At 73.4% G+C, this 207-nt stretch carries 1 protein-coding gene; it reads left to right on the forward strand.

What is annotated here, in order from left to right; translation table 11 throughout:
* Nucleotides 1-207, forward strand: a 207-nt coding sequence (locus ACFIF2_RS36030) for a hypothetical protein (protein ID WP_395577505.1), incomplete at both ends; no start/stop codon positions are given.

Raw genomic sequence — 207 nt, forward strand, 5'->3', positions numbered from 1 at the left:
GGGCTGACGGCGGAGCGGTTCGTCGCCGATCCGTTCGGCGAGCCGGGCTCGCGCATGTACCGCACCGGCGACGTGGGGCGCTGGATGGCGGACGGCAACCTGGAGTACCTGGGCCGCGTCGACGACCAGGTGAAGATCCGGGGCTTCCGCGTCGAACCGGGCGAGGTCGAGACCGTACTCCGCCGGCACCCGTCCGTCGCCCAGGCC

Source organism: Streptomyces sp. BK79 (genome assembly GCF_044142145.1).
Taxonomy (GTDB): domain Bacteria; phylum Actinomycetota; class Actinomycetes; order Streptomycetales; family Streptomycetaceae; genus Streptomyces.